The organism is Methylomonas methanica, from assembly GCF_001644035.1.
Lineage (GTDB): Bacteria > Pseudomonadota > Gammaproteobacteria > Methylococcales > Methylomonadaceae > Methylomonas > Methylomonas methanica_A.
This window is the reverse complement of the sequence record NZ_LUUG01000082.1, coordinates 111619-136858: the sequence shown is the minus strand read 5'-3', so window position 1 is coordinate 136858 and position 25240 is coordinate 111619. Positions and strand designations below refer to the sequence as shown.

The window sequence follows — 25240 nt, the reverse complement described above, 5'->3', positions numbered from 1 at the left end:
TCCGCTGTCGCAGCGGGCTTAGTTAATACGTAGCAGCCCCCTAGTCCCACAATTTTAGCTAAAGCCCCTCAGGCCTTTGGCTGCACAGCCTTATTCAATTATTGCTTTGGAGTGCTCCATGAATGGATACCGTTACTTAAAACGCGGTTTACCTGTTTTACTGCTGGTTACGGCGCCTTGCCTTGCCGAAATAAACGCTGTCGGAGAGAGCTTAGCGGCGACCCACGGCGAAAAGTTTTCGGAAAATTTGATCGTCGAGCATATGGATCCGATAGAGACCGATCATTCGCTGAGCTTGTCGCAATTAATAGAAATAACCTTGGAAAAATACCCGGATCGCTTAGTTGGCGAAGCCTTGGTCCAGGAAGCCAACGCCTTGGCCGAACGCAGCGATGCTTGGGTGGCTGGCTCCACGGCTGTTGGCTTGAATTACATGGATGACAGAATTGCCGACGACCTGGGTTCGCGCGAGGCATCCGCTCAAGTCGAAATCACTACCTGGAAATGGGGACAGCGCGATGCCGGTCGGGCCGTTGCGGAACGGGCTGACGTTTCCGCGCAAAAGCAATCGGCAGCGGTTAAGTTGGAAGTCACACGCTTGATCAGGGACGCTTTATGGAATATGGAAATCGCCAACATCGGTTTGCAACAGGCGCAAAATGCCTTGTCGATTGCCGAGCAATTGATGAAAAAAGTCGAGCGCCGGGTCGAACTGGGCGATTTGCCGCGCGCGGATTTGTTGCTGGCCAAGGGTGAATATCTACAAAATCGCGCACTGGTAACCCAAGCCGAGGCGGAGGTAATGCATAGCCGTAAAGCTTATGCCAGCTTGACTACTTTATCGCGGGTGCCTGGTAATTATCAGGAAAAACAAAGCGATATTGCCGAAGTGAACGGTCATCATCCGATGCTGGAAGCTATAAATGCCATCATCGACCGCAAACAAGCGGAAATCGAATGGACCAAAACCACCGATCCGATCAATCAACCGAAGCTCAGTGTAGGCGCGAAAAGCCAGCGGGATGGCCGCAGCGGGCAAGACATCGAGAGTGTCGGCGTCGGCGTGGTGATGCTATTCGGCGGCGAGGCCTATAACGCGCCGGAAATCGCGAAGGTGAATCTGGAACTGAACAATGCTAAGGCTCAACGCGAGCATCTTTACCGGCAATTGGAGAAAAATCTGCACGAAGCCGAGCACTCGCTGGAAGTGACGCGGGCGGAGCTGGTGATCGCCAACGAACTGAAACAAATCGCCGAAACCCATCTGAAAATGACTGAAATCAGCTTTTCGGCGGGCGAAATCAATTTATTGGACTTATTGAAAATCCAGGCCCGCAGCCTGGAAGCGATACGCAACGCCAAACTGCAAGAGGTTAAATTGCAGCGCAATATCGCGTTCTACAATCAAGCGGTAGGCGTGCAACCATGAGGAGGCTAATCTTCGGCTTGTTATTGGCGCAGGCGTTAAGCGCGTTTGCTCAAGATTCCCAGATTAAGATTACCCAGCAGCAAATCGACAACTTAGATATAAAAGTTGCGCAGCTAACTGCCAGTCGACAAATTCCGTTGTTTTACGCACCCGGTAAAGTGGTGGTGCCTGCGGATCGGGAGGTATTGGTCAGCAGCAGTCAGCCCGGATTGGTCACCCAATTGCCGGTCAATATTGGCGACAGGGTACACAAGGGCCAACTGTTGGCGCAGTTGAACAGCCCGGAACTTGTTGGATTACAACAAGCATTTTTAACCGCCGCTAGCGAACTGAATTTATCAGGCCAGGAACGCAGCCGCGATCAAAAATTATTACAAGAAGGCGTAATTGCCGAACGGCGCTGGCAGGAAACGCAAATGCTGCACAGCAGCAAATCGGCCAAGGCTGACGAAGCCAGGCAACTGCTGGCGTTGGCAGGAATGTCGGCCGCCGAGATTAAAAGCTTGGGGCAAAATCATAAGCTGGACAATCGTTTGTGTATCCGCGCGCCCATCGACGGTGTGGTGCTGGAGCGTCTGACCAGTCTAGGCGCGCGCCTGGATATACAGGCGCCGCTGTATCGGATTGCCGATTTGTCCGAGCTGTGGCTGGAAATCAATATTCCACAAGAGCGCTTGAGCGGTATTCGGCTCGGCGATTCGGTGCGTCTGGAAGGCAGCGAGATCACGGCCAAAATTAGCTTGTTGGGTCAAAGCGTCAATAGCGACAATCAAACGGTGTTGGCTAGAGCGGTAATCGATGGTGCAGCCGAGGGTTTGCGCGTGGGACAAAACGTCAATGTGCAGATCATGCAAAACAGCGTACAAACCGGATTTATCGTGCCCAATACAGCAATTGCGCAAAACGAAGGTCACGCCTATGTGTTCGTGCGTAATCAAGACGGTTTTGCAGTGGCCGAAGTGACGGTTACCGGTAAGCAGGATGCCAATTCCCTGATCAGCGGGCCGTTGTCCGGCAGCGAGCAAATTGCCACAAAAGGCGCGGTGGCCTTGAAAGCCAATTGGTTAGGTCTGGGAGGCGGCAAATAATGGCCGGGTTAATTCGCTTTGCGTTGACCCAACGGCTGTTGATTTTACTGGGTGTGCTGCTGCTTATGGGCGGCGGCTATTATGCGGTTAAACATATTCCTATCGACGCATTTCCGGAGGTGTCACCGACGCAGGTCAAGATTATCGTGAAAGCCAACGGCATGACGCCGGAAGAAGTGGAAGCAAGAATTACCGCGCCGATTGAAGTTGAATTGCTGGGCATTCCGCATCAAACCATGCTGCGCTCGCTGGCTAAATATGCCATTACCGATATTACGCTGGACTTTGAAGAAGGCACCGACATTTACTGGGCCAGACAACAAGTCGCGGAGCGGCTGAACGCCTTGTGGGGTAACTTACCGGAAGGTGTGCAAGGCGGCATCGCGCCGATGACCACGCCGCTTGGAGAGATGTTCATGTTCGCTATTGAGGGTGGCGATTTAACTCTGATGCAACGGCGAGAATTACTGGATTGGACCATCCGCCCCGCTCTGCGTACCGTAAGCGGAGTGGCGGATGTGAATGCGCTGGGCGGGCTGGTGCGCAGCTTTGAAGTGGTGCCTGACAATATTCGCATGGCGTCTCGAAATATCGATACCCAGCAATTAAAAGCGGCTTTGCAAAATAATAATCGCAACGACGGCGCCGGACGTCTGACCGAGGGCGAAGAAGCGCTGATTGTGCGCGCCGAAGGCCGTATCAAGAACGAGCAGGATGTGAAGGCCATTGTGGTGGCGCAACACGAGGGCTTGCCGACTCGAGTGGAAGATATTGCCGAGGTAAAAATCGGTGCGTTGACCCGATATGGTGCGGTTAGTAAGGACGGCAACGGCGAAGCCGTGACGGCGGTCGTGCTTAGTTTACGCGGTGCCAATGCCCGGAAGACCATTGAACAACTGGAAAGCAAGTTGGCGGAATTGCAACCGAGCTTGCCGGAAGGTGTGCATATCAATGTGTTTTATAACCGTGGCGTACTGGTGGGTAAGGCGGTAAACACCGTATCCAAAGCCTTGTTGGAAGCCATCGTTTTGGTAGTGGTGTTGCTGATTCTGTTTTTAGGCGATTTGCGCGCCGCGTTGACCGTGGCATTGGCCTTGCCATTGGCGGCGTTGGTGACCTTCATCCTGATGCACGCGTTTGGCATGTCGGCGAATCTGATGAGCCTAGGTGGTTTGGCCATAGCTATCGGGATGTTGGTGGACGGCGCGGTGGTGGTCGTGGAAAACGTGATTACTCAACTGGCCGATCATCAAAAGGCCGAAAGGTTACCGCGATTGCACCTGATTTATCGCGCCACCCGCGAAGTGGCGGTGCCGGTTACTTCGGGCATATTGATCATCATCATCGTGTTCTTGCCGCTGTTGACCTTGCAGGGGCTGGAAGGCAAGCTGTTCGGGCCGGTGGCGATGACTATCGTATTTGCGTTAAGCGGTTCGCTGATTTTGTCATTAACCGTGATTCCGGTGCTGGCTTCGTTGTTGCTGAAACAGGTGTCGCATGAGGAGCCCTGGTTGCCGCGCAAACTGTTGCAGTGGTATCAGCCCGTTCTGGCCTGGTGTTTGGCTAACAGCAAAAAAGTCTTTATCGGCGCCGGCGCCATGTTGGTGGCAAGCGTATTGGTATTCACCCAAATCGGCAGTACATTCATGCCGACGATGGACGAAGGCGACATCATTGTGCAGCTGGAAAAACTGCCGTCAATTACCTTGCTGGATTCGGTGGCCTTGGACGGCCGGGTGCAGAAAAACATTCTCGAGCATATTCCGGAAGTACAGACCGTAGTTTCCAGGGTCGGCACCGACGAGCTGGGTTTGGACCCAATGAGCTTGAACGATACCGACACTTTTCTGATCTTGAAGCCCAAAGCGGAATGGCGGATGGAAACCAAGGAAGAGCTGATCGAGCAAATCCGGAAAATTATGGATCATACGCCGGGGATTGCATTCGGTTTTACACAGCCTATCGAAATGCGGGTTTCGGAGATGTTGACCGGCACTCGCGGTGATGTGGCGATCAAATTGTTCGGCGCCGATCTGGATACTTTGAATCATAAAGCGGAGCAAATTGAAACGGTGCTGAAGACCATCCCCGGCGCCAGCGACGTGTTTACTCGTAAAAATGAGGGCATGCAGTTTCTCCAGCTTAGTATTGATCGAGAAGCTGCCGGCCGTTTCGGGCTAGACAGTAATAGCATCGAAGATATGTTGCGTGCGCAGATTGAAGGCGTGCAACTGGGTATTGTGCAGGAAGGCAACAAGCGCACGCCTTTGCTGCTGCGCGGGGATAGCAACACCGCCAACTTCGATAATTTACAAATCAGCTTGCCGAACGGTGACCATGTGCCGATTACCGCCGTGGCCAAGATTCAAGCGGTGGAAGGTGTCGTCTCGATAGACCGGGAAAAAGGCCAGCGTTTCGTGGTGATTCGCAGCAATGTAGAAGGTCGCGATTTGGTCGGGTTTGTTGAGGAGGCGCGGAAGGCGGTTGCTGAACGCGTCAAATTACCCAGTGGTTTTCACGTTGAATTTGGCGGGCAGTTTGAAAATCAGCAACGCGCTTCCGCGCGTCTTTCTCTGGTGATTCCATTATCGTTAGGCTTGATATTTTTGTTGCTGTTTTCCACGTTCGGCTCGGTGCGGCAGGCGGTGTTGGTGCTGTCCAATATTCCGTTGGCAATGATAGGCGGCGTGTTCGCGCTGTGGTTGTCCGGTGAATATCTGTCGGTGCCGGCTTCGGTGGGATTCATTGCCCTGCTCGGCATCGCGGTATTAAACGGGGTGGTGATGGTCAGCTATTTTAATCAACTGTGCGCGACCGGTATGGAATTGTCGCGGGTGGTGATTATCGGCTCCGGGCGGCGGTTGCGGCCGGTACTGATGACGGCTAGCATCGCCGCGTTCGGTTTGATTCCACTGCTGTTTGCGTCGGGACCAGGCTCGGAAATTCAGCGGCCGCTGGCTATCGTGGTCACCGGTGGTTTGCTATCTTCGACTTTGTTAACCCTAATCTTGTTGCCGATACTTTATCAACTATTCGGCCGCCATCCGGAGCATTGCAAATGAGTCATGAAGCATTTTTACTGACCATGAGCGTGCCGCCCAGCCTGGAAGAAGTCATTGTGGATTGCCTGTTGTCATTGGAATGGCGACAGGGCTTCACCAGTTTTCCGGCCAATGTTCACGATCACAATCAGCAGGGTTTGTCGCTAGCAGAGCAGGTCGCAGGGCATCAACGCAAAATTCGTTTTCAAATGTATGTCGAAAGACAAAACATTTCCGCATTATTGACTAAGCTAAAGGCGGATTTTGCCGGTTCCGGACTTCATTATTGGCTGGTACCGGCTATCGAACAAGGCATCATCTAAGCATAAAGCATGCAGAAATGTACTGGGGATGCTACAGTTCAGGCAAACAGCGGTTAAACATTTTTGAATGAGCTATTTTTCTTGCCACACATAGCCCTATGAACATTTTTTTGCGACGAATTCCTGCTAATACCAGGCATACTGAAATTTCCGAATTTGTGGCCCCTGCTTTGAAAAGTGGCTTGTTCAGAAAATCCGGCCGTATAGTCGATGTGGAGATTCTGGCCTTACAGGATACCCGCATAGGCACTATCGAATACCACGGGGTGGTAACGCTGGATTCCGAACTATCCGTGCAAAGAGTTATTAAAGGTTTAAAAAATCGGCGCTTTAACGGCAGAATGGTGGTGGTTAGGCCTTATTACCATCGTAGTTGGTACAACGATCCGCGCCAAAATCAGACCCCGGTGTCTGCCGATATTATCGAAAAGCGCAAGGGCGACCGCAGGCGCGGTAAATATCTGCAAGTGATCAAAAATGCGTCTGATCGTTTTAACAGCGAAGACGATTTTTTCAGAACTGTCCATCATCAACAATTCTCCATTTCATTTATCGTACCGCCCGTCATGGAAGGGCCGATGATGGAGTGCCTGATCAGTTTTGAGGAAGAGCTGCTTAATAGCGATACAGGCGAGCACAAAATCACCAAATTTCTTACCGAAGCCGACGATGCCGATCAGCAAACCGCGCGCTTTCAGATTTATGCCGAGAAAATGGCTATTTCCGCCTTGCTTGAAAAATTGAAGTCCGAATTTGCCGGATCCGGTATCCATTACTGGATCATGCCGGTGGTCGAAAAGGGTGAAATCTAGTTCTAAGCGGGTGCTTTAACGATGGGTTGAACCCATACCCTTTCGGTTAGGAAGGGTATGGGTTCGGTATTGCATTAGATAATGACAGTTCTTACTTTTCCAATAACGCAAGTTTACCGGGTTTGCCGTTCCATTCGTCGGCGTCCGGCAGAGAGTCTTTCACTTCCGTAATGATAGGCCACTGTTTGGCCAGTTCCGCGTTCAGTGCCGCGAAGTGCTCTTGACCTTCGGGTAGCTCGTCTTCCGCGTGGATGGCGTTGGCTGGGCATTCGGGTTCACACAGTGTGCAATCGATACATTCGTCAGGGTCTATGACCAGAAAATTGGGACCTTCATGAAAGCAATCGACGGGGCATACGTCAACACAGTCGGTAAATTTGCATTTGATGCAGTTTTCGGTGATTACAAAAGCCATATTGTTCTTCCAAGGTTAGGTAAATGAACAAGTTTCCGTACATGGCGGAAACTGTATGGTTAAAAATGCACCTGCCGCTTAACGCGGCAGGTGACTGATCGGCAATATTAAGCAGAGTAAGGGCCGAACAAGGTCGGCCCATATGATGCTTATTTGTCTTTGTTACGTTCTTTAACTTCTTTGATCACTTCTTCCGCGACGTTGCGAGGGCAAGCCGTGTAGTGCGAGAACTCCATGGAGAACTGGCCGCGACCTGACGTCATGGTGCGCAAATCGCCGATGTAACCAAACATGTCGCTCAATGGTACGTCGGCTTTGATACGTACACCGGTAATGCCTGCATCTTGGGATTTGATCATGCCACGGCGACGGTTCAAGTCACCGATCACGTCACCGACGTGTGCATCCGGTGTGAATACGTCAACTTTCATGATCGGTTCCAGCAATTGCGGATTACCTTTCGGGATCGATTGACGATACGCGGCGCGAGCAGCGATTTCGAATGCGATAGATGACGAGTCAACCGCGTGGAAGCCACCGTCGGTCAGGATTACTTTGAAGTCCAAGCATGGGAAGCCTGCCAACACACCTTTGTCGATACTGGCTTTAAAGCCTTTTTCAACAGCTGGCCAGTATTCGCGAGGTACGTTACCGCCGGTAACCTGTGATTCAAAAACAAAACCGCTGCCTGGCTCGCCTGGCTCGATCACATAATCGATTTTCGCGTATTGACCGGAACCACCCGATTGCTTTTTGTGGGTGTAGCTGTCTTCGATGCGTTGGGTAATGGTTTCGCGGTAAGCCACCTGTGGTTTACCCACGTTGACATCTACACCATGGGTACGGCGCAAAATGTCGACTTTGATGTCCAGATGCAACTCGCCCATCCCTTTGATGATGGTTTCGCCGGATTCTTGGTCGGTTTCGACGCGGAATGACGGATCTTCTTGAACCATCTTGCCGATCGCGATACCCATTTTCTCGTTGCTGCCTTTGTCTTTAGGCGAAATCGCAATCGAGATAACGGGATCTGGGAATACCATCGGTTCCAGAGTAGCTGGTTGGTCCGGGTCGCACAAGGTATGACCGGTTTGTACGTTTTTCAGACCAATCAAGGCTACGATGTCGCCGGCTTGCGCGGTTTCGATCTCGTTGCGGTCGTCGGCGTGCATTTCCACCATCCGGCCGATACGCTCGGTTTTACCGGTAAAGGTGTTTAACAGGGTGTCGCCTTTTTTGATGCGGCCTGAGTAAATGCGGACAAAGTTCAAGGCGCCGAAACGGTCGTCCATGATTTTGAAAACCAGTGCGCGCAATGGGCGGTCGGCATCGACAATCGCGTGTTCGCCAGTAGGTACGCCTTCCAGGTCGGTCTCGGGTTGCGGGTTGACTTCGGTTGGGTTCGGCAAATACTCGATAACGCCGTCCAGTACCAATTGCACACCTTTATTTTTGAAAGACGAGCCGCAGAAAGTCGGGAAGAAATCCATTGCGATGGTGCCTTTGCGGATGCAATGTTTGATTTCTTCGACGGTAGGCTCTTCACCTTCCAGATATTTTTCCATGATGTCGTCGTCTTGATCAGCCACTTGGTCGATCAATTTCGCGCGCCATTCTTCGACTTGCTCTGCCATATCCGCAGGGACGTCTTTAATTTCGTATTTCAATGGGTCGCCGGAGTTATCCCACACCCAGGCTTTGCGAGTCAGCAAATCGACCACGCCGACAAAATTTTCTTCTTCGCCGATAGGCAGAGTCATTACAACCGGTTTCGCGCCCAATACTTGTTCGACCTGTTTAACGACGCGGTAGAAGTCGGCACCCATTCTGTCCAGTTTGTTGACGTAGATGACGCGAGAGACTTTGGAGTCGTTCGCATAACGCCAGTTGGTTTCGGATTGTGGCTCTACACCGCCGGAACCGCAGAATACACCTACGCCGCCGTCCAGCACTTTCAAGGAACGATAAACTTCGATAGTAAAGTCAACGTGCCCAGGGGTGTCGATGATATTGAAACGATGCGGTTGAAATTGGTTGGTGCTGCCCGGCCAAAAACAGGTGGTTGCGGCCGATTGAATGGTGATGCCGCGTTCTTGCTCCTGCACCATGAAGTCTGTAGTCGCCGCGCCATCGTGCACTTCGCCGATTTTGTGGATTTTTCCGGTCAGCTTCAAAATCCGCTCGGTGGTAGTGGTTTTACCGGCATCGACGTGAGCGAAGATGCCGATGTTTCTGTAAAGCGATAGATCAGTCATGGTTATACTCTAAAAATGGACATAAAAACTTTTAAACCCCAGCACCATTGCCACGGTTGGTTGTGGATCACATAGCTGCTAGTCTAGCGAAATATGCGGCCGGTCTTCGCTTTGCAAGGGTCTGAGGCGAAATTCACACGGCTTCTTCAAAGACAAGGTCAATGAAAATCTTCACATTCTAACCGAAAAATAACAAAAAGCAGAATGTCAATTGTGTGAATTAGTTAAGTAGGCTATTGGAACGGATTTGCAACTCCCGGAGTTGCATCAGTACGTAAAGCGATTGCAGGCAGGGACAGTCTACACCTTGCCGCTGGGCGGCGCGCACCGCGTTGCCGAGAATGGCCTCGGTTTCCATTGTGTGTCCACGTTCGAAATCCAGCAGCATGCTGGTTTTGTAGGGTGGCATATCACGGGTCAGGGCAATATGATTTTCGACAATATTGGCCGGTAGCGGATGGCCGCAAGCCTCGGCAATACTAAAGACTTCCTGCATAACCCGGCGAACAAAATTTTCCTGATTCTGCAATATCGCCTGAGTTGCCAGTCCACCAGACAGTACCGATAGCGGATTGAACGGCGCATTCCAGACGCACTTTTGCCAGCGGCTGGCAATTATGTCATCACTGATCTCGCATTCGATGCCGGCTCTCAGGAACAAGTCGCGCAAATACAGCGCTTTAGGTTCATGGCCATCAGACAGATTACCCAGGATCAACTTGCCGTAAGCCAGGTGGCTAATCTCGCCGGGAGCAAGTCGGTTGCAGCAGATAAACGCCAAGCCGCTGATTAACAGGTTGTTCGGAAACGCCTGTTGCAGCTCTTGTTCGATTTCGACGCCATTCTGAATCAGCACAATCGCCGTGTGCGGCGCTACAGCATCACGAATCAGCGCAACTCGATCGATGTCTGCGGTGACCTTGGTACATAGAATCAAGTAATCCGGTTGACCTTGATACTCAGATGCGTGGCGTAAAACCTGGTTTGGCATGAATTGCCAATTGCCCAAGGCGCAACTGTCGATGCGGTAGCCGTAGTGTTTGACTGCATCATAATCGGAGCGGCACACTACCGATACATCGGCGCCGGCCTTGGCTAACAATCCGCCATAAAACCCGCCGATGGCGCCGGCACCCACGATCAATACCTTGTTGTTCATGTTTCGTCAGCCAGAATCTGCTTTAAAAACGGAATGGTTAATTTGCGTTGCGCGGCCAGGGTGGCGCGGTCGATTTTGTCTAGGAGCAGCCATAGCGCCGCTAAATCGTGAACGTAATGATTCAACAAAAACCGCCCTACCGCCGGCGGAATGTCGAAGCCCAGAAAATGGGCTTTATAAGTCAGTGCCTCGATTAACTGATCATCGCGCAAGGGCTGAATTTTTAAGGTCAGCCCCCACGCCATCCGGGTTTTCAGGTCGGGCAAGGCAAAACTTAAAAACTTCGGTGGACAATCGGCGGTCAGCAGCAATTTATGATTGTTCTGCCGATGGGTATTATAAAAAGCGAACAGCGCGTGTTCCCAGTCGCTGTGGTCGGCAAGCGTTTGAATATTGTCGAAACAGACCAGCTCTAGGTCTTCCAGACCTTCCAACAAGGTCGGCGCCGGCAAGTTGTCGGCGTCAAATGCCAGATAAAACGGATCTTTACCCACCAGCTTGGCTTGCTGACAACAGGCCTGCAATAAATGGCTCTTACCGCTACCGGCATCGCCCCAGATAAAAATCTGTTGCTCCTGGCCGTTTGTGGCTAAGGCCTGCAACTGAGTGACGATTTCGGCGTTATTGCCTGGAAAAAAACTGGCAAAGGTCTGATCGTTCTGAAACTCGAATTGTAAGGGAACTTGCATGCCGATTATGCTCAGGCTTTTTCCGCTTTGTAGACATACAGGCCAGCGCCGAAGCACAGCAGTAGACTGAACAATACTTCCAGCAGCGCATAAGGCCGTTCTATTTGATTGACATAGGCTTCGGCGGCGCCATGCGCAAAATACGGCAGGCTCAAATAACTCATCCAGGTGCAGCTTTTCAGGTTGCGGTTCAATAAGCCTTTAAACGGCAGTAATAACGGTCCGGCCGAGATTAACAATAGCAATGCGGTTGGCAATTTGTTCGATGGCGACAATAGCGTATGCCAAGCCATCATTAACAAAAACAGGCCGAAAAAGCCGATCAAGGCCGCGTAATAGTAATAGATTCGTTGCATGAGAGCGGCAAATGGCCAGAGTGATAGAGTTAAAGCTGATCTATTATCACAAAGTCTCTGCAATAATGCAGTGCCGCTCGCTTTTTAACCCGCAAAGGAGATGATCATGATTAGAAAACTGAGTACCGCAACCGCCGCCTGTCTCTTAAGTTTTAGCGTGCTGGCCGCCGATAGTTATACCATCGATAGCCATCACACCTTCCCCAGCTTTGAAATCAGCCATTTGGGTTTTTCCACGCAACGCGGCCGTTTTAACGAAACCAGCGGTAAAGTGACATTGGATGCCGCGGCGGGTAAAGGCAGCATAGACATCAGCGTCAACACTGCGTCTATCAGTACCGGTTTGGCGGAGTTGGAAGAGCATTTACGTGGCAAAGACTTTTTCGATAGCACGCAGTATCCGGCGATGACCTTCAAATCCGACAAACTCAGTTTTCAAGGTGAGAAACTGGTCGGTGCTGATGGCATTTTGACCTTGCATGGGATCAGCAAGCCCGTACACTTGAATGTCGAACGCTTTTACTGCGGGATGAATGTCATCAGATTAAAGTACACCTGCGGCGCCGATGCGGTTGGCACGATAAAACGTTCGGAGTTTGGCATCGACAAATATGTGCCGGCGGTGGGCGACGAGGTAAAGGTACTCATTCAGGTTGAAGCAGTTAAGGATTAAGTTGCCAAGTGGTTTGAGCTATGCGGAAACAACTCTTTACCAATGTGCTGAACAGTGCACTTTAAACCCTTGGTCGGATACGGGAGATAGAAGTGGAAATAAGCCTGGCTAGCCCTGCCGACATCCCGGCGCTTTGCCATCTGTTGAGCGAACTATTCAGTCAAGAAGCAGAGTTTCGGCCGGATTATGAGGCGCAGAGTCGGGGATTGACGCGCATCATTACCGACCCGAACATCGGTCATATTTTTGTAGCGCGCCATGACAGCCAAATTGTGGGTATGGTTAATCTGCTCTACACAGTCTCCACCGCGCTGGGCGAGCGGGTGGCCTGGCTGGAAGACATGATCGTGTTAAGTGATGTCCGCGGGCAAGGCGTGGGTAGCCTGTTGCTGGAGCACGCGGTGGAGTTTGCCCGGCAAAATGGTTGTCGCCGGCTTAGCTTGTTGACCGACGCCGATAACCTGCATGCTCAGCACTTTTACCGGCGACAGGGCTTCAGGGCGTCGGAGATGTTGCCCATGCGCTTGGTTTTTTGAATGTCAGTGCCACATTGCCCAAAAAAAGTACGCCCTGATGGTCGAGGCCAAAGTGCGGATGGGCAAGGATTATATTTATCCCGAGTATCCGTGGATTGCAGGAAAACGGCGGGCTATGATGTTTTTTTGGGCGATGCGGTGACTTTTGAGTCCATCGTCGGCGAGGGAATGATGAAGGCGGGTTAGCGCGATAGCGCGTAACCCAATCCTAAGAGACTCGCGTTTTAGAACTCGTATTTCAACGAACCCAGTACATTGATCGGATAGCCGGGGATGGCGCCAAGGCTGCCGCCGTCCGTATTCGCGTAATATTCCTTGTCTAACAGATTATTGATGTTTAACTGGGCGGTCAGTTTGTGCTGCCCTATGCGATGCGTATAGGCCGCCATCGCATCCAATCGCGCATAACCGGGCAGGGTGAAGGTATTGTTTGAGTCCCCTGGACGGCTGCCAATAGCCACCACCCCCAAACCGGCCTTAAACGCTTCATTAAATTGCCAAGTACCCCACAAACTACCTTGATGCCTGGGCACATTCTCCAGGCGATTGCCTCGCAAACCACTGAATTCCTCGATGTAATTGACCTGGGTATACGCATAGGTCGCCAGCAGATGGAATTGATCGGTGACTTGCCCGGCCAGATCCAGTTCTATGCCTTTGCTTCTGATTTTTCCGGCTAGAATCTGGAATTGAGGGTCGGCTTGGTTCGGGTCGTCGGTGAGCAGATTGCTTTTGGTCAAATGGAAAAATGCCAAGGTCGAAGAAAACCGCTTGTCTTGCGATTGCGTTTTGATGCCGACTTCGTGTTGCTGGCCCTCCTGCGGGTCGAAGCTTGCGCCGCTGGCGCTCACGCCGTTGTTGGCACTAAAGGACTCGGTGTAACTACCGTAGACCGACAACCAATCTTGTGCTTGGTAAAGCACGCCGGCTCGGGGACTAAACGCATCGTCTTCTTTCTCAACGCGTCCCGCTTTCGCCGCAGCCAAGGACTCTGGGGTGAATTTCTCGCCTGTCGTCACATTGTCGTAGCGGCCGCCCAGCAAGATATGCAGCTTATCGAACAAGGTGATCTGGTCTTGAATATAGGCGCCCACCCAAGATTCTTTGCGATAGAAAAACGCATTTTCGTTCGTCAACGCCGCAAAATCGACTTGTCCGTAAATAGGGTTATAAATATCGATGGCAGGTGCTGGACCATCTGCATCATGTGATTCTGTTGTGGCGTAAAAGCCGTCTACCCCGATCAATAGATTGTGTTTGCTGCCCAGGAATTCGAACTTACCGTTCAAATCGATGTTGCCGGAATGGGTCATCACATCTTGCACGCCGGTGGTGGCGATACGATTCAGGCTGCGCTGGTCGTCCTGTAAGCCTAAATAATTGTAGAGCGTCGGACCGCTCAGCGACCAATCTTTAAACAAATAGCGTTGGGTGATTTTCCAATCGTCGTTGAAACGGTAGGTCCAGTCGTAACCGACTAGCGTACTTTCCATCAATTGCCGCTGCGGGCCGTCCTTCAGCGTGCGGGTGATCGGGATTGGGGCCGGGCGTCCGTTAACGGCGGGAATGCCGTAATCAGCGTTCAAGCGATCATGTTTATATTCCAGTTCGAGATTGGTCTCGAATTTTTCGTTCGGTCGCCAAGTAACCACCGGCGCCACGAAAAACCGCTCATTGCCGACAAATTCCCGGAACGATTGATTGTCCGTGTAGGAACCATTAAGCCGATACAGTAGCGTCTTGTCGTCATTAATCGGGCCGGTTGCATCAATCAAGGTACGGTATTGGTCGTAAGAGCCAAACTGCTGTTGCAGAGAATAATAGGGTGTATCGCGCGGTTTCTTGGTGACATAGTTAACCAAGCCGCCGGGCTCGATGCGACCATACAATACCGCCGCCGGGCCTTTTAGCACTTCAATCTGCTCGATGTTGGCGATGTCGTAAATATCCTGACGATTGAACAAACCGTTGCGGTAGGCATCGCCAAAGCCGGAGCCGGCCAAGCCACGAATGATAAAGTTGTCATACAAGAATCCTCCACCCGTGCGCCCCAATACGCCGCTGACATGGCCGTTGACCGCATCCGGTAAGGTCATCGCCTGTTTGTCCGCCAGCACGGCTTTGGGAACAACTTGTATGGAAATCGGCGTTTCCATGATCGGGGTATCGGTCTTGGTGGCGGTCGTGGCGTTGGGGCGGTTGTAATCGGTATTGTAGGGATCGGTGGCGTCGTAAACCGTCTGACCGATGACGTTCACCGGTTGCAACATCGTCGCGTCCTTGCCCGCCGCCTTGATCGATACCGAACCGTCGCCGGCAATCGCAAAGCTCAGGCCGCTGGCCGACAGCAGTTTACTCAGCGCCTCGTTTAGCGTCATCGTGCCTCGTAACGCCGGTCCGCTGTGGCCGGCCACGCTATCGTGAGCGTAAAAAATTTGTATGCCGGATTGCGCTGCCAGTTTCGGCAGCGCCGCCGCCAATTCCTGGGCCGGGATGTCAAAGCTGTAGGTGGTTTCGGTTGCCCGCACTTCGCAGGCTGAGGCCAACAAGGCGCCGAACAATAGCGGTTGTGTTAAAAACTTCATCCATCTTCTCCTTTTGCGTGGGTTTTCAGAATGAAACGCACCAAGCCGAAAAAGACGCCAAAATTTATTCGGGAAGACGAGCGGGGGGCTATCGGAGGTCAGCGTCTGACCAATAGCGCCTGCCCCGGCGCTGGCCGCTGAATATTGACCGGCAAAGTCATCGCGATAATATTCAACGCGCCGTCGAGATTACCGATATGGAAGGTACCGCTGACCTTCAGCTTGGCCAGGCTTGGGTCGGCCAAGGTCAAACGCGTGTCGTGAAAGCGTTCCAGTTCGCTTAACACTTCGCCCAACCGGCGGTTTTCGAACACCAGTTGACCGCGCAGCCAGGCAGTGAGGTTGGCCGGTTTGTCCGGGTTTTCCAAAAAATTGCCTTGTGAATCGTAGCTGAGTACTTGATTGGCGTTGATGTCTCGACTGCCCTTGGTTTCTACTTTAACGGCGCCTTCCACCACCGCAACGGCTACCTGCCGGTTTTGCACCTTTACGTCGAATTGCGTGCCGATGTCGACAATAGTGCCGTTACCGGCCTTGACCTCGAAGGGTTGTTGCGGATTATGAGTCACACTAAAAAATGCCTCGCCCTTGACCAGCTCCACCGAGCGCCGCCAACGGTTGATCCGCAAATTCAACTCGGTATCGCCACTCAGGTCCAGGCGCGAGCCATCGGCCAGTTGTACAGTCTGGCGGTCGCCGCGTTCGGTCACGTAACGGCTGCGATGACCGTACCAGCCCTGTTCCGAGAAAGTGCCCACGCCCAAACCCAGCAACAAACAAGCGGCCAGCGCCAGTTCGGTAAAACGGCGCAGACGCTTGCGCGGGGGGCGGTAACTTAAGGCTTGTTGGCGCACCGGAAAATCCCCGCCCTTGAAACGATCCAATTTGCGCCATTTATCGGCCAATTGCCGGTAAATGCGTTGCCGGTCCTCGCCTTGCGCTAGCCATTCCTGGAAGGCCTGGCGCTCCGCTGACGTGCAGGCAGCCGAATCCAGCCGCAGAATCCACTCTATGGCTTGCTGTTGCAGATCGGACGAGGCTTCGGTCTTGGGCATGTTAAAAAGGGGGCGATGGGTTGCGCTAAGCACAGGCATTCTATCCTTTAAGCCACCCGACATTTAAAATCCGGCATAAGAAACGATGAAAAAAACCACAAGCCATGAACTTAGTCATGCGCAGAGTCGAAGCGCAACAGCACATGCTGCGCGGCAATGCCGACCAGCCTGACGGAATTGCGTTCGGAAATCCCCAGCCGATGGCCGATTTCCTTGTGCGACAGCCCTTCCAGCCGGAACAGCACGAAGGCGTTGCGGGTAGTCTCCGGCAGTTCCAATAAAATGCGGTTCAAGGATTGCAGTTCCTGTTCCGAGGCCAAGCGATCCTCGGGCAGCGGCTCGGCTGCCGTTATGTCATGCAGCGTCTGGTCGTCGCCGGTTTCCACATGAAAACGGTCCCGAACACTCTGGCGGCGGTGTTGATCGACACTGAGATTGGCAATCGTGCGGTACAGAAAGGCTCTGGCATTGTCGATCGACTCCGGTTCGGGATGTTGCATCAAGCGCAAATACGCTTCCTGCACCAAATCCTCGGCAAACTCATTGCCGCCGCGCAGGCCGGCAAAGGCCCGGAGCTCATGGCTATGCCGTTGAAACAGCCGATCAAACAGCGATGGTTTGGATTTAGGCACTAACAAGTCTCGATGACGAAAGAGTTAAAGGTCTAGCAAGGCATGAACCCTTGCCGGACCAATCCCGGTTTGGTGGTGTTGAACGAACGCAATACCGCGCAAAAAGCATTCCATCCGGTCGAACTCAAATTGATAGATAGGTTTTGAATGCGATTACATCTTTTGAAAACAATTGCTTGAACTGCCCGTAAAGGTGCGACTTATGTTTGGAGGGCGAGGATTTTCGCGAAACCCGGTGCGGCAAATCACGCAAAATCGCTTGTAGACACGCCAAATCACACAGCCCTGGCCGCATTCTCGATTTCAGAATATTGCTGAGCGCGGCATAATAAAAACCCAAGTAAGCAGCTAGCCATCCCGGTACCGTTAGCCGAGAACTCCCCTTGTATTCCCAAGCCGGGCCCCAACAACATCGCGAAGGTAGAAAAGTAATCGACGAGATTGAGAGATGGCGTTACAACTAGAGCACGAGGGTTTTTATCTGTGCGAGGAGGAATATCGGCAACGGAACCATGCGCTGACGTGAAACGCGACTATATCGATGGGCGAATTTAGAAATCATCTGAAAGGCACGCCTTGCGCGACTTTCACGACCGACATCCAGGAGCGGATGGGTAAGGACTTTGTTCATCCTGATGTGTCGGTGGATTACAGTAAAATGGCCCGCGACGAAATTTTTTCCACCTCGCCGGTGATTTTCGCGGAAGTGCTGTCGCGCTTCAGTCGAAAATCTGACGCCACTACCAAATTGTTACGCTAAATATCAATCTGCCGTCCGTGCAGGAGTAAGTGTTGATCGAGCAGGACATCATCTCGGTACAGGTTCTGCGCCGCAGCAAGCACTGGCTGTCGGAATACTATTTTCTCGGCGACCAAGTGACCTTCGAATCAATAGGCTTGACTCTGTCGGTGGAAGATATTTACGACCGGGTCGATAACCGGGATATGAATGGGTTTAGGGTAGAGCAGGTTTAGGCTCTAGAAATCTTACAGGCGAATCACTTGGATTTTGAGTATCCGAAAGAATTGCAAAAAGTACTGATTTTATCTGTTGAACCCCAGTGAATACGATATCGACTTAGACTAGAGAGCCTAGCTAGCCTCTCCGGCGATAAACGACGGGAAAACCCCGCCATCTACCGCCTCCTAGCTCCGCTTCGCGGCATTGTTAGATTAATCAGTGAAGTAGACTAGGATTTTGCGATTAAAACTCTACTTTAATCGAACCAACAAATGTCCGAGGCATGCCATACAAGCCCATACCATAAGCGTACACTCCGCCGAGGTATGTCTTGTCTAGCAGATTATCGGCGTTCAATTGCGCAGTAACATGGGTTTGCCCCACTTTCCACATTTGGCTGACCATAAGATTTAACGTGGCGTAACCTGGGGTTTTTATGGCTTCACTGTAGCCAATATACCGACGACCAACTGCCTGAATCCCTGCTCCGACTTTAAGACCTTGCAGTTCGGACTGTTGAAAGTCATAAGTTAGCCACAAGTTACCGCTGTTCTCAGGCACGTTATGCAGACGCTTACCAATTTTGTCACTACCGACGCTGTCTTTGATGGTTTGCGCGAAGGGCATATAGGAGTACGCGCCGATCAATTTCAAGCCCGGCCAGACTTCGCCGCTAATATCTAACTCCAGACCGCGAGTTTCGGCTTCGCCAATTGCTTGTGAGGGACAGCCCTGACACGGCTGCATAGGTAAATTTTGCTTTTTCAGATCGTAATAGGTCAGGGAGCCGGTAAAGTGACCATCAAACAATTCCGTCTTTATCCCGGTTTCCCATTGATCTGCGGTTTGCGGTGGCAACGCGATTCCGTTGTCTTTATAGGAATTGGCTGCGCCGAAGTTTTCGGTATAGCTACCGTACAACGAAAGCTCACGCAGTGGATGCCACAGCACACCAGCACGCGGAGAAACTTTATCTTCGTTGACCAGCAGATCCTTGCTTTTGCTACCGCCAAAAACCGCGTAATGGGTATCGCCGCTGGTTTCTGCATAGTCGTAGCGCAGGCCGCCCAGTATATGAATGTGATAAGGCAACTCAGCCTGATCTTGCGCGTAAACCCCGAACCACGGCTGTTCGTATCTGAAGGTGTTATACGATGGAATCGCCGGGATTTCCGCTAAATGCGCGGGGTTGTAAATATTGCTGCCGCCAAGGCCGAAAACCGGCCCCATGGTTGCTCTGGCATCGGTTCTCTGGTAATCACCACCGATGACCAAGGTATGTTTGACCGCGCCAGTTTGAAATTTGCCGGTCAACTCCAAGGAGTTATAGAAATTATTCATATAGTCTCGACCATCGGCATTTTGCTGGAAGAAAAACCGTCCGACGTCACCGGTTAGTGGGTCCACCGCGCCGCTGGCGGTAATATTGCGAATGGTCTCCTGCATGAAGCTGGCATTGAAACGATGGCGCAACCTCCAGTTGTCGTTAAAGTCATGTTCGGTATTCATCGAAAACATCAAGTATTCGTCTTCCGTGTAGCCCCAAGGATCATTGAGGTTTTGCCGGCGGGTTGTAAAACCTTGTTGGGAGCCATCCGGGTTCAGTAATAGCGGATTGGTTGCATTAGTTTTAATGTCACTATATTCCAGCTTCACCGTGGAGGTGGTTTTGTCCGAAATGCGCCAGCGCAGCATCGGAGCAGCGAAAACGCGCTCGCCACCTGAAAATTCGGTGATCGAGTCATTGGCTTGGTAAGCAAAATTGACGCGATACGCCAAATCCTTGTTCTCGGTTAAAGGTCCAGTGGCGTCAATGTCAGTCCGATAATGGCTGTACGAGCCGAATTGCTGGCGTACGCTGTAATAAGGAGTGTCTAACGGCTGCTTGGTGACAAAGTTAATGATGCCACCCGGTTCAGCTCGGCCATAAAGGATGGAGCCGGGACCTTTCAAGACTTCGACGCGATCAATGTTGGCTAAGTCCTCAGTATGAAACCAGTTGCTAATGAACGGAAAACCATCGCGGTAGTAATTGTAGGTGCTGAAACCGCGCACAAAAAACTCACGATTTGCGTCAGAGCCACCAATCACACCACTGACATTGCGCAACGCCTGGTCGATTGAAATGACTTGCTGATCCTTCAAAACTTGCTGCGGCACCACTTTGATCGACATGGGAGTTTGCATTATCGGAGTGTCGGTTTTTGTCGCAGTTGAGGAGCTCAATCGTTGGTAATCGGAGCTATATGGATCAGTCTCATATAAAGCTTTACCCACCACTGTCACCGCCCCCAATGTAGTAGCGCTGCTACCATCGCCAGGTTTCAATGTCACCGTGCCGTCGGCATTGATGCTGTGAATCAAACCGCTGCCGATCAGTAGTCTGCGGATCGCGTCCTCTAGCGTGTACTCGCCTTGCAGGGCCGGGCTGGTTTTGCCGGCGGCGGATTGTTCCGCATACAACATCGCAGTGCCCGATTGTGCGGATAGCTGTTGCAGGGCGGTCGCCAAGGACTGGGCCGGGATATCGAAGTGGCGTTTGCCGTCCTCGGCGTAGGCTGGCGCCGAGATCAGCGCGATGGCTACGGCGAGGGGTTTGATGGTCAGTGTCATACTCCATGTCTCCATTGTTGTAGGGTTCATGGGCATAGACGCGGAGGTTTAAAAAAGCCGCCAGCCTTTGAATATTTTTTGCCTGACGCCGTTAGCGTCAGCCTTCCGTAACGGAGTAGATGCGAATTGGAGCGTGCGAATAAATCCGCACCTACATTAGCGCTTGCCCGCCGCTTCCAAGACGATTTCCCGCTCGCCGATGCGTTTGACGCTGATCGGCAACAGCGTAGCCACGGCGTTCAACATCCCGTCCAGTTGCTCGGTGCGGAAGCTGCCGTTGACGCGTAGCTCGGCCAGTTTCGGATCGGGCAGGCGGATTTGTACTTCGTGATAACGGCCGATTTCCGCCAACACTTCGGCCAGCCGCCGACCGTTAAAAATCAACTTCCCTTGGCGCCAGGCCGTCGCTGTCGCAATATCGTTTGTAGTGGCCGGCACGAAACGTTCATCGTCGCCATACGCCAATTGCTGTCCGGCTTTTAGCTCGCGGCTTTCGCCCTGACCGGCCATTTCCACCACGCCTTCTTGCACTGCGACACTGACCCGATCCGCTTGTTTATACACATCAAAAGCTGTGCCGATATCGCGCACCCTGAGATTGCCGGCCTGCACACTAAACGGCCTTTCGTTATCGTGAATGACTTTAAAGAACGCTTCGCCGCGTATCAACTCAACCTGGCGTTGACCATGATTGAAATGCACCCGCACTTCCGTATCGGTATTCAATTCCAGCTCGCTACCGTCGGATAAGGCCACCACTTGTCTTTGACCCTTAGCCGTGTTGTAGCTGTGCGGCAGGCCGTACCAGCCTTGCGGCGAGAATATCGCAAAACCAACGCCCAATAACACGGTTGCGGCTGCGCCGTAAATCAGCCATTTCCGTCTGGAGGAGGCATGAGGAGGTGGGCGGTAAAGCAATGCCGCGTCGCGCGCTTGAAAGTTTTGTTGCTTTAATGGTTCCATCCAGTCCCATTGTGCCTGCACCTGCCGATACGCCGTTTGATGAGCGGGATCGACCGCCAGCCACGCCGCGAATGCACGCCGGCTTTGCGCGTCTGCGGGGGCATCGCGTAGGCGTAGCAGCCAGGCAATTGCTTGGTCGCGCGCGGATGGGCTGATGGATTCAATGTCGGACACGCTGAGTGACTTAAATGTGTTTATCAAAAGGACAGTTTACCGGACTTTGTAATAGACGGGACAGAGGGTAATTACCACCAATCCTGGTCCGGTTCGGCAGTGAGTTTGGTACTGATGTGTTGCATAGCCAGCATCACGTAACGCTCGGAGCAACGTACCGAAATACCCAAGCGCTTAGCAATTTCGGCATGCGAACAACCTTCGATCCGGTAAAGAACAAACGCATGACGGCGCAATTCCGGCAATTCGTCCAGCCAAGCGGCAAATTTCTCCAGTTGTTGATGGGTTTGCCAATAATGCTCCGGCGACAGGCGCTGGTCGGCAACATGCTCGATGTCCGCGTCAGGCTCATCGAAACGTTCGCGAGTTTCGCGGCGGCGATGGCGGTCAACCGTTAGATTGGCGGCGGTCTGAAATAAAAACGCCCTGGGATTTTGAATGGTTTGCGGCTCCGGATATTGCGATAGGCGCAGAAAAGCTTCCTGCACAATATCGTTTACATCGGGTTCTCGCGGCCAGCGGCCGCGTACAAAAGCACCCATTTCATGCGCGTGTTGCAGAAACAGTGTGTGCAGAAATCCCGGCGAAGTTTTAGACATTGAAGACTATGGCGACTGAGGCAGGTAGATATGGCTTTCAGCAATAAGCAAGCCAAGCAACCAGCTGGTGGCTGTAGGCCTTGGGCGCCCGAGGCTTGTTGCAGGAGGCAACGGGTTCAGCGCTGAATCAAACTGCGCGATATGCCCTGTTAACGCCGGGCAATACGGCATATCACGCAGTCTCGACCAAATGGCGGGTCCTAGTCGATGTCTAATGTTTTCTGTAGCGGATTGGTTCAAGCCACAAACGCTTGTTTACCGATGCGCGCTACTTACTGGGCCATTTTGCAAAGCTGCCGAGAGACACTGCGGTTCGTTGATAGACTTTGCCGTCACGACGCCGCTGGATAACGGATTCGTCCTGCCTACGCAAATATACTCCGCAAGCCGATGATATGCAGTACGTCTAAAACCGCATAGTCCGGTTCGGGTTTGTATGGCCTGATCTTCAATAACTGCCAACTATCGACTACGCTTAAGCCAATCCGCAGATGTGCATAGCGGTGACACGTGGCTTCTGATTCCAACGCTAAGTCAGGTTCCGTGCGCCAGACTGTCTGGATGATGACGAAGCTTCCAAGGGCAATCACCATACGTGTTCACTCATTCTTATATTATACCCACTGGAAATACCAGCATGGATAAGCCGGAAACGGTCATTGAAAATTGCACCGCAACATTATGAAATTGTTGCCAAGTCGAGCTGTTTTATCGTTGGGTATCTTGTTGTTGATCTGGACCGGAACCGTTTTGCCGGACGAAATGCACGAAGATGCAATCGATATGGACATGGCCGACTTGCTCAATGCCCATGTCATTTCTAACGCAAAAAAAACGCGGGTAACATCGGCATCCAAAAAAGCAGAAACGGTGGCAAATGTGCCGACTGCCGTCTATGTCATCAGTAACGACGACATTAAGCGTTCTGGAGCCACTAGCGTGCCGGAAGTGCTGCGTCTCGCGCCAGGAGTGGACGTCGCCAGAGCGAATGCGAGTAAATGGGGGGTGAGCATCCGCGGTTTTAATGGTGTGTTTGCCAACAAATTGCTGGTCTTAGTCGACGGGCGCAGCGTCTACAATCCCGGCTTTTCCGGCGTGTATTGGGATGCTCAGGATGTGATGCTGGAAGACGTTGATCGGATAGAGGTGATTCGCGGGCCAGCGGCAACATTGTGGGGCGCAAATGCTGTGAATGGTGTTATCAACATTATCAGCAAAGATGCCAGCAAAACTCAGGGCGGGCTCTTAGTAGCGGGTGGCGGCAGCCAAGAGAATGGTTTTGGTGCACTACGATACGGTCAGCAGTTAAATCAAGACACTTACGCTCGAGCATACGTCAAAGGGTTTTACCGCGATAATTTTAAACCTGCCTACAACGACAACAGCACCCGCGACGGTTGGGATAAACAACAGGGAGGTTTTCGGCTCGACACCCGCTTCTCCCGCCAGGATGAACTGACCCTACAGGGCGATTTATACCGTAGTGGCGTCGAACAGACGCTAACTACGCCCACATTGAGTGCGCCTTTTAGGGAATCTATTCAAAATAGCCCGAACAATCTCTCAGGTTGGAATCTTAATTCTCGTTATACCCACACTTTTTCCACCACGGCAGAATACAGCTTGCAGTTTTATTACGATCACAGTGAACGAGACGAATATCTGATTTCCAAACAACAGTTGGACACGTTTAATGTGGACTTTCAAAATAGTTTTAGGCTACACCCGGACCATACGACAATTTGGGGGTTAGGCTATCGCGCCAATCTGGATGATTTTGCAAGCAGTCAAGTAATTCAGGTGGAGCCAAACCGGCGAAACACACAATTGGTCACCACTTTTTTGCAGGATGAAACCACGCTGATCGATGACGCTCTGTGGCTCACCATCGGCTCAAAGTTCGAACATAACGATTATTCCGGATTTGAGGGGCAGCCAACCGCCAAGCTGATGTGGGCGCCTTCGTTTCAGCAACGATTTTGGGCGTCCTTTTCCAGGGCGGTCAGGACGCCATCCCGGATTGAACATAACATACATGCGCTGCAAGATGTTACGCTGAGTCCGCCCATCCCCCTACTCGGCGGGCAGTCGTTACCAGTCGCGATTATCAATAACGGCAACCCAAACTATAAAGCCGAAGTAGAATTGTCTTACGAACTTGGCTACCGTTACACACTATCTAATCACCTATCGCTGGATATCACGGCTTTTTATAACGACTACGCCAATATGCGCAGCGTTTCATTGGGCAATCCGTACCTGTCTAATTCTGGTGGGCTGCATCTGGTTCAACCTGTTGATTTCATAAACCTGGGCAAGGCAAGTACTTACGGTTTTGAAACAGCAACCACTTGGCAAATGACGGATTGGTGGCGCTGGGATATGAATTACAGTTTCCTCAGTACCTCGGTAAACAGTGCCATCCAGAGCGCAACGGCTATGAGCCCTGAGCATAAACTTTCGCTCCGTGCCGTTGTTGACCCATTTGATCATGTAACAATTGATTTTTGGCTGCGTTACGCCAGCTCTTCCAGCACCTTGGGTTTAGATCGTGCTTCCAGGTCTCTGAGTCTACAACGGATTGATTCTTTGGTCACTTTCGATACCCGCTTGGCATGGAAACCCTTTCCATCATTGGAAATTTCCTTAGTCGGGCAAAACTTGCTGGATGATAGGCGCTTGGAATTTACAGATGAATCTGGATTCGTGGTACCTAGCGCTATTTCTCGTGGCGTGTACGGCAAATTTTCATTGGAATTCTGACGAGAGCCAGCGATCGTTCCCCATTAAGTCCGACTTTAATCGCTAATCACACCTAAGCAGCTAAGACAATTACCAATTTCATTAGTGCGTTGCAAAAAAAGCAGGTGTAGAAATCCCGG

The 25240-nt window shown here is 51.9% G+C and carries 22 protein-coding genes; 10 read left to right on the top strand and 12 right to left on the bottom strand.

Annotated elements, in window-relative coordinates; translation table 11 throughout:
* The first annotated feature begins 118 nt into the window (after positions 1–118).
* The 5 genes from A1332_RS14690 to A1332_RS14670 all read left to right on the top strand — a co-directional run bounded on the left by A1332_RS14690 (position 119) and on the right by A1332_RS14670 (position 6693).
* Complete coding sequence (locus A1332_RS14690; RefSeq protein WP_064009221.1) at positions 119–1429, top strand: TolC family protein; 1311 nt, start codon at positions 119–121, stop codon at positions 1427–1429.
* Positions 1426–2517, top strand: coding sequence for an efflux RND transporter periplasmic adaptor subunit (locus A1332_RS14685; RefSeq protein WP_064009220.1), 1092 nt, complete (start codon positions 1426–1428; stop codon positions 2515–2517). The genes A1332_RS14690 and A1332_RS14685 overlap by 4 nt, the downstream gene beginning before the upstream one ends.
* Complete coding sequence (locus A1332_RS14680) at positions 2517–5579, top strand: efflux RND transporter permease subunit (protein ID WP_064009219.1); 3063 nt, start codon at positions 2517–2519, stop codon at positions 5577–5579. The genes A1332_RS14685 and A1332_RS14680 overlap by 1 nt, the downstream gene beginning before the upstream one ends.
* Positions 5576–5881, top strand: a complete 306-nt coding sequence (locus tag A1332_RS14675) for a DUF3240 family protein (protein ID WP_064009218.1) — start codon at positions 5576–5578, stop codon at positions 5879–5881. The genes A1332_RS14680 and A1332_RS14675 overlap by 4 nt, the downstream gene beginning before the upstream one ends.
* A gap of 98 nt (positions 5882–5979) precedes the next feature.
* On the top strand, positions 5980–6693 hold the full coding sequence (locus tag A1332_RS14670) for a DUF3240 family protein (RefSeq protein WP_064009217.1): 714 nt from the start codon (positions 5980–5982) through the stop codon (positions 6691–6693).
* A gap of 91 nt (positions 6694–6784) precedes the next feature.
* On the opposite strand, the gene fdxA is transcribed toward A1332_RS14670, so the two are convergent.
* The 5 genes from fdxA to A1332_RS14645 form a co-directional block, all read right to left on the bottom strand.
* Positions 6785–7108: a ferredoxin FdxA gene (fdxA, locus tag A1332_RS14665; RefSeq protein ID WP_020484239.1), complete on the bottom strand. Its 324-nt coding sequence runs from the start codon at positions 7106–7108 to the stop codon at positions 6785–6787.
* Between the two features lie 149 nt (positions 7109–7257).
* Entirely contained in the window at positions 7258–9363 is a 2106-nt protein-coding gene (fusA, locus tag A1332_RS14660) for an elongation factor G (protein ID WP_064009216.1), read from the bottom strand.
* Between the two features lie 220 nt (positions 9364–9583).
* On the bottom strand, positions 9584–10522 hold the full coding sequence (locus tag A1332_RS14655) for a ketopantoate reductase family protein (protein WP_064009215.1): 939 nt from the start codon (positions 10520–10522) through the stop codon (positions 9584–9586).
* Positions 10519–11211 (bottom strand): DnaA regulatory inactivator Hda, encoded by a 693-nt coding sequence (gene hda, locus A1332_RS14650; protein WP_064009214.1) that lies wholly within the window; start codon positions 11209–11211, stop codon positions 10519–10521. Before hda ends, A1332_RS14655 begins: the two co-directional genes overlap by 4 nt.
* Positions 11212–11222: 11 nt before the next feature.
* Positions 11223–11567, bottom strand: coding sequence for a DUF2069 domain-containing protein (locus A1332_RS14645; RefSeq protein WP_064009213.1), 345 nt, complete (start codon positions 11565–11567; stop codon positions 11223–11225).
* A gap of 106 nt (positions 11568–11673) precedes the next feature.
* Between A1332_RS14645 and A1332_RS14640 the strand changes: the two genes are divergently transcribed.
* Positions 11674–12240, top strand: coding sequence for a YceI family protein (locus tag A1332_RS14640; RefSeq protein ID WP_082879704.1), 567 nt, complete (start codon positions 11674–11676; stop codon positions 12238–12240).
* 77 nt (positions 12241–12317) lie between these two features.
* A complete protein-coding gene (locus A1332_RS14635; protein WP_419865997.1) occupies positions 12318–12776 on the top strand; it encodes a GNAT family N-acetyltransferase in 459 nt (152 codons plus the stop codon).
* A 224-nt stretch (positions 12777–13000) separates the two neighbouring features.
* Here A1332_RS14635 and A1332_RS14630 read toward each other — a convergent pair whose 3' ends face one another.
* From A1332_RS14630 to A1332_RS14620, 3 genes are all read right to left on the bottom strand, one after another.
* Positions 13001–15361 carry a TonB-dependent siderophore receptor gene (locus A1332_RS14630; RefSeq protein ID WP_064009211.1) on the bottom strand — a complete coding sequence of 787 codons (2361 nt, stop codon included), beginning with the start codon at positions 15359–15361 and terminating at the stop codon, positions 13001–13003.
* Between the two features lie 98 nt (positions 15362–15459).
* Positions 15460–16416, bottom strand: a complete 957-nt coding sequence (locus A1332_RS14625) for a FecR family protein (protein ID WP_064009210.1) — start codon at positions 16414–16416, stop codon at positions 15460–15462.
* Between the two features lie 110 nt (positions 16417–16526).
* Positions 16527–17048: an RNA polymerase sigma factor gene (locus A1332_RS14620; protein WP_231890306.1), complete on the bottom strand. Its 522-nt coding sequence runs from the start codon at positions 17046–17048 to the stop codon at positions 16527–16529.
* Positions 17049–17589: 541 nt separating this feature from the next.
* Between A1332_RS14620 and A1332_RS14615 the strand changes: the two genes are divergently transcribed.
* Positions 17590–17808, top strand: coding sequence for a hypothetical protein (locus A1332_RS14615; RefSeq protein ID WP_064009208.1), 219 nt, complete (start codon positions 17590–17592; stop codon positions 17806–17808).
* 29 nt (positions 17809–17837) lie between these two features.
* Complete coding sequence (locus A1332_RS14610) at positions 17838–18023, top strand: hypothetical protein (protein WP_064009207.1); 186 nt, start codon at positions 17838–17840, stop codon at positions 18021–18023.
* Between the two features lie 229 nt (positions 18024–18252).
* On the opposite strand, the gene A1332_RS14605 is transcribed toward A1332_RS14610, so the two are convergent.
* From A1332_RS14605 to A1332_RS14590, 4 genes are all read right to left on the bottom strand, one after another.
* Positions 18253–20622: a TonB-dependent receptor gene (locus tag A1332_RS14605; protein WP_064009206.1), complete on the bottom strand. Its 2370-nt coding sequence runs from the start codon at positions 20620–20622 to the stop codon at positions 18253–18255.
* A gap of 156 nt (positions 20623–20778) precedes the next feature.
* Positions 20779–21759, bottom strand: coding sequence for a FecR family protein (locus A1332_RS14600; protein ID WP_231890305.1), 981 nt, complete (start codon positions 21757–21759; stop codon positions 20779–20781).
* Positions 21760–21830: 71 nt separating this feature from the next.
* Entirely contained in the window at positions 21831–22358 is a 528-nt protein-coding gene (locus A1332_RS14595; RefSeq protein ID WP_064009204.1) for an RNA polymerase sigma factor, read from the bottom strand.
* A 365-nt stretch (positions 22359–22723) separates the two neighbouring features.
* Positions 22724–22951, bottom strand: a complete 228-nt coding sequence (locus tag A1332_RS14590) for a hypothetical protein (protein ID WP_064009203.1) — start codon at positions 22949–22951, stop codon at positions 22724–22726.
* Positions 22952–23084: 133 nt separating this feature from the next.
* On the opposite strand from A1332_RS14590, the gene A1332_RS14585 reads away from it, so the two are divergent.
* On the top strand, positions 23085–25121 hold the full coding sequence (locus A1332_RS14585) for a TonB-dependent receptor plug domain-containing protein (RefSeq protein WP_197491469.1): 2037 nt from the start codon (positions 23085–23087) through the stop codon (positions 25119–25121).
* Positions 25122–25240: the final 119 nt, after the last annotated feature.